Origin of the sequence: Desertihabitans aurantiacus (assembly GCF_003344635.1) — a bacterium.
Lineage (GTDB): Bacteria > Actinomycetota > Actinomycetes > Propionibacteriales > Propionibacteriaceae > Desertihabitans > Desertihabitans aurantiacus.
Map to the genome: position 1 here is coordinate 1 of NZ_QPKK01000267.1, position 5175 is coordinate 5175.

Here is a 5175-nt window from a genome sequence, read left to right on the forward strand (position 1 = left end):
CTGGGGAGTGCTCACGCGGTGCTCCTCGTCTGGGCTGATCGGGATGCCGGCCAATCTAGCCCTGCCGCGGTCCGCTGCGCCCGGGTCCGCGCACCGCTCCGGGTGCCGCCCGGGGAACCCCGCGCGCCCGGGCGTCCGGTGCGGTGCGGCTCAGCCGGTCGTGGTGCGCGGGAAGCCGCGGACGCCCCGCCAGGCCAGGCTGCTGCCCAGCTCGACCGCCCGCTCCTGGGTGATCTGGCCCGGGGCGGCGGCCCAGAACCGGGCGCTCGTCTCAGCCATCCCGATCAGCGACATCCCGAGCAGCTCGGCCTCGGCCACCGGCAGGTCGGTGTCGGCGGCGATCACCGCGCCGATCAGGGCGGCCAGCTCGGTGTGCACCGCGCGGATCCGCAGCTCCACCTCCGGCTCGGTGCGCAGGTCGGACTCGAAGACGAAGCGGAAGCTGCGGCGCTGCTGGGCCACGAAGCCGAAGAAGGCGCCCATCGCGGCGGCCACCCGGTCGCGGTTGTGGGTGCTGGAGGCGACCGCCCCGGCGACCAGCTCGACCAGCTCCGAGCAGGCCCGGTCCAGCAGCGCCAGGTAGAGCTCGAGCTTGGAGGAGAAGTGCTGGTAGAGCACCGGCTTGGACACCCCCGAGGCGACGGCGACCTCGTCCATCGCGACGCTGTGGTAGCCGCGGGTGCTGAACACCTCGTAGGCCGCGTCGAGCAGCTGGGCCCGGCGCTGGTCGCGGGGCAGGCGCTGGGCTCGTGCGGTGTCCATCGGAGCAGGGTATCCGCAGCGTCGGTGCCCGGGCGTAGCGTGAGATCCCGTGTACCTGGAGAACATCGTCCTCGACGCCGTGGACCCGGCCGCGCTCGGCCGGTTCTGGGACGCCGCGCTCGGCCTGGAGCCGCTGACCGACGAGCCCGACGGGCACGAGTCGCGGCTGGCGGTGCCCGGCGGACCGACCCTCGACCTGTGCCTGCAGCGGGTGCCCGAGCCGCCGTCGGAACCGCTGCGGCTGCACCTCGACCTGGCCGGCGGCGGCGACCGGGAGGCGGTGGTGCGCCGCCTGGTCGACCTGGGCGCCCGGCCCGTCGACCCCGCGACGGGCTCCGGACGGCGCACCGGTCAGGGCCCGGACGCGCCGTGGACGGTGCTGACCGACCCGGAGGGCAACCCGTTCTGCGTCATCGGGCCCCGGCCGCGGCACGCCGGTGCCGGGCCGCTGGGGGAGATCCCGCTCCACTCCGCCGACCCCGAGGTCGACCTGCTGTTCTGGTCGGCGCTGACCGGCTGGCAGCGCTGGACCGGGCCCGGCTCGGAGGGGGAGTGGCTGCTGCGCCACCCGTCCGGACGCGGACCGCTGCTGTCGTTCTGCCCCGAGTCCTCGCCCAAGGAGGGGAAGAACCGGATGCACCTGGACGTCCGGCTGGAGACCGGCGACGACCCCGACGAGGTCGGCGCCCGGGTGCTCGAGCTCGGCGGCAGCCGCTTCGAGCACGACTGGGGCGAGCTGGCGTGGAGCTGCTGGCGCGACCCCTCGGGCAACGAGCTCTGCCTGCTGCCCGCGCGTAGTCTCTGAGGGCCCCGCGCCCGCGAGCCGATGGAGGAGGAGCCATGACCGCGCCGAGCCGCGACGTCGCCGAGAGGTCCCTGCCACCCCTGGTGGAGCCGACCGCCGAGCTCACCCCGGCCGAGGTGGTCCGCTACGACCGGCACCTGCTGCTGCCCCAGATCGGGGTGGTCGGGCAGCGCCGGCTGAAGAGCGCCCGGGTGCTGGTGGTCGGGGCCGGGGGCCTGGGCTCGCCCGCGCTGGCCTACCTGGCCGCCGCCGGGGTCGGTGTGCTCGGGATCATCGACGACGACCGGGTCGAGGTGTCCAACCTGCAGCGCCAGATCGTGCACGGCCAGTCCGACGTCGGCCGGCACAAGGTGGACTCCGCGGTCGACTCCGTCGCGGAGTGGAACCCCCACGTGCAGGTGCGGGCGCACCGCGAACGGCTCACCCGCGAGAACGCGCTCGAGCTCGTCGGCCAGTACGACCTGGTGCTCGACGGCACCGACAACTTCGCCACCCGCTACCTCGTCAACGACGCCTGCGCGCTGGTCGGCGTGCCCTACGTGTGGGGCTCGATCTTCCGCTTCGACGGCCAGGTGTCGGTGTTCTGGGCCGGGCACGGGCCGTGCTACCGCTGCCTGTTCCCCGAGCCGCCGCCGCCGGGGATGGTGCCCAGCTGCGCCGAGGGCGGGGTGCTCGGGGTGCTCTGCGCCGCGGTCGGCTCGGCCCAGGTGACCGAGGCGGTCAAGCTCATCACCGGCGCCGGCGACAGCCTGGTGGGACGGCTGCAGGTGCACGACGCGCTGGCGGCGTCCTGGCACACCCTGGAGGTGGCCGCCGACCCGGACTGCCCGCTCTGCGGCAGCTCCCCGACCATCACCGAGCTGCAGGACTACGAGGTGCTCTGCGGGCTGCCGGCCGCCGCTCCCGCGCCGGTGCCCACCCTGGACGCCGCCGAGCTGCGCCGCTGGCTGGCCGAGCGGGAGCGCGGCGAGCGCGATTTCGTGCTGGTGGACGTCCGGGAGCCGGCCGAGCGGGAGGTGAGCCTGATCGAGGGCTCGGTCCTGGTACCCAAGGCGACCATCGACTCCGGTGCGGCGCTCTCGGAGCTGCCCGCCGACCGGACCGTGGTGCTGTACTGCCGCAGCGGCGCCCGCTCCGAGGCCAGCCTGCGGCGGCTGCAGGAGGCCGGCTGGACCGACGTGCACCACCTGGCCGGCGGCATCCTCGGCTACGACGCCTGAGCTGCCCCCGGGCGTCTGGGCCCCACCCGGACAGCACTCCGCCCCCGGCTGAGGAGCCGGGGGCGGAGCGTGTGCTGCTGAGGGTGTGACTCAGATCAGAGCGGGGCGACCCGGTCTGCCTGCGGACCCTTCGGGCCCTGGGTGGTCTCGAACTCGACGCGCTGACCCTCGTCGAGAGTCTTGAAGCCGTGGGAGTCGATGGCGGAGTAGTGGACGAAGACGTCCGCGCCCCCACCGTCGACGGCGATGAAGCCGTACCCCTTCTCGGCGTTGAACCACTTGACGGTTCCCTGTGCCATGAACGTTCTCTTTCTTCACGAACTGCTCCGGACGGCACTTCACTGCCCGGGACTGATGGGCGACGCCCTCGCAAACCACCGCGGACGCAGCCTTCACCACGACACAGCCGTCTTGCTTCAGTACCACCAGCCTGTCACATGTCCGGCCGGTGCGGAACCCGGGCGGGGGTGAACATGCGAAGAAACCTGCTCAGGTCCAGCTCGAGGCGTCGGGTCGCCAGCGGTGACGGACCAGGTCCACCCGGCCGTCGCGGACCAGCACGCCCTCGGCGAGCAGCTCCGGCACAGCCCGCTCCCGGACCGGGTCGGCCAGCCGCCCGTCGGCCCGCACCACCCGCCACCAGGCGACCGCGGCGCCCGCCCGCGACATCACCGCCGCCACCTGGCGGGGACCGCCGCGCCCGACCAGCTCGGCCACGTCGCCGTAGGTCACCAGGTAGCCCGGTGGCACCCGCTCCACCACGGCCAGCACCGCCTCGACGAACGCCTCGTCGACCGGTCCGCGCTGACCGCTCGGGCCGGCGTCCGGCAGCGGGGGGACGTCGGGCACCCGCCCATCCAACCACCGCCGTCCCGCCGCCCGCCGGCGCGAGCGGCCCGGGCTGTCGGTCGGGTCTGGTTGCATGGCGGACGTGAGTGAGACGAGTGCCGTGCCGGAGGCGGGGTCGCGGGGCGAGCAGCGCTACCGGCTGCTGCCGCCGGCCACCCCCGACCCCGTCGGGCCGCCGCTGGACGAGCGCCAGCGCGCGGTCGTCGAGCACCGGGACGGCCCGCTGCTGGTGCTCGCCGGCCCGGGCACCGGCAAGACGACGACCCTGGTGGAGGCCTGCGCCCGGCGGCTGGAGACCGCGCCCGACGCGGGGCAGGTGCTGGTGCTGACCTTCTCCCGGCGCGCCGCGGCCGACCTGCGGCGCCGGATCGCCGCCCGGCTGGGCCGCTCCACCGTGACGCCGACCGCGATGACCTTCCACGCCTTCTGCCTGGCGCTGGTGCGCCGCTTCGGCGACGTCGACGTCTACGGCCACGAGCTGCGCCTGCTCACCGCGCCCGAGCAGGAGTTCCGGGTGCGCGAGGTGCTGGCCGGCACCGAGCAGGTGGTCTGGCCACCGTCCTTCGCCCAGGCCCAGGGCACCCGCGCCTTCGCCGCCGAGGTCCGCGCCGTCGTCGCCCGCGCCCGCCAGCTGGGGATGGATCCCGAGCAGGTGGTCGCCGCCGGCGAGGCGGCCGGCCGGGAGGACTGGGTGGCGCTCGGGCACTTCTTCGAGGAGTACCTGACGGTGCTCGACGCCGAGCAGGTGATCGACTACACCGAGCTGGTCCACCGCAGCCGCATCCTGCTCACCGACCCGCACGTGCGGGAGCGGCTGCGCACCGAGCTGTCCGGGGTGCTGGTCGACGAGTACCAGGACACCGACCCGGCACAGGTCGAGCTGCTCCACTCCCTGGCCGGGGACGGCCGCGACCTCGTCGTCTTCGGCGACCCCGACCAGTCCATCTACGCCTTCCGCGGCGCCGAGGCGCGGATGCTGGCCGACTTCCCCGAGCGGTTCCGCACCCGCTCCGGGGCCCCCGCCCCGGTGCTGGCCCTCGGCACCACCCGCCGGTTCGGACGCCGGATCGCCCACGCCACCCGGCAGGTGGCCGAACGGCTGCCGGTGCCGGTCGGGGTGCCCGCCGAGGAGGTGCGCGCCTTCCGCCACCCCGAGGTCGCCGACGACGGCGTGGGGGCCGGACGGGTCGAGGTGTGCACCTTCGACTCGGTGGGCGCCGAGGCCGAGCACATCGCCGACCTGCTGCGCACCGCCCACCTGCGCGACGGGCTGGACTGGTCGGAGATGGCGGTGCTGGTGCGCTCGGGACGGCTGGGCCTGCCGCCGCTGAGCCGGGCGCTGACCGCGGCCGGGGTCCCGGTGGAGGTGGCCGGCGACGAGATCCCGCTGGGGGCCGAGCTGGCCGTCCGTCCGCTGCTGCTGGCGCTGCAGGTGGCCGGCCGCGGCGCGGGTGGGGGCGGGCTGCGGCTGGACGCCGACGAGGCGTCGCGGCTGCTGCTGTCCCCGCTGGGCGGGCTGGACGGGCTGGGCCTGCGGCG

Annotated in this window: 6 protein-coding genes; 3 read left to right on the plus strand and 3 right to left on the minus strand. The window is 75.1% G+C overall.

All coding sequences use genetic code 11. From position 1 onward, the window contains the following. Positions 1–150: 150 nt before the first annotated feature. Positions 151–762, minus strand: coding sequence for a TetR/AcrR family transcriptional regulator (locus tag DVA66_RS16850; RefSeq protein ID WP_114561106.1), 612 nt, complete (start codon positions 760–762; stop codon positions 151–153). A 49-nt stretch (positions 763–811) separates the two neighbouring features. Here DVA66_RS16850 and DVA66_RS16855 point away from each other — a divergent pair, with 49 nt between their 5' ends. After that, positions 812–1567, plus strand: coding sequence for a VOC family protein (locus DVA66_RS16855; protein WP_114561107.1), 756 nt, complete (start codon positions 812–814; stop codon positions 1565–1567). 35 nt (positions 1568–1602) lie between these two features. Further along, positions 1603–2787 (plus strand): molybdopterin-synthase adenylyltransferase MoeB, encoded by a 1185-nt coding sequence (gene moeB, locus DVA66_RS16860; protein ID WP_114561108.1) that lies wholly within the window; start codon positions 1603–1605, stop codon positions 2785–2787. Positions 2788–2882: 95 nt separating this feature from the next. Here moeB and DVA66_RS16865 read toward each other — a convergent pair whose 3' ends face one another. Together DVA66_RS16865 and DVA66_RS16870 are read right to left on the minus strand one after the other, a co-directional pair. Further along, a complete protein-coding gene (locus DVA66_RS16865) occupies positions 2883–3086 on the minus strand; it encodes a cold-shock protein (protein ID WP_114561109.1) in 204 nt (67 codons plus the stop codon). A gap of 190 nt (positions 3087–3276) precedes the next feature. After that, positions 3277–3636 (minus strand): MGMT family protein, encoded by a 360-nt coding sequence (locus DVA66_RS16870; protein ID WP_232822030.1) that lies wholly within the window; start codon positions 3634–3636, stop codon positions 3277–3279. An 82-nt stretch (positions 3637–3718) separates the two neighbouring features. Between DVA66_RS16870 and DVA66_RS16875 the strand changes: the two genes are divergently transcribed. Further along, positions 3719–5175: ATP-dependent helicase (locus DVA66_RS16875; RefSeq protein WP_198671876.1), on the plus strand; the 1457-nt coding region annotated here is incomplete at its 3' end.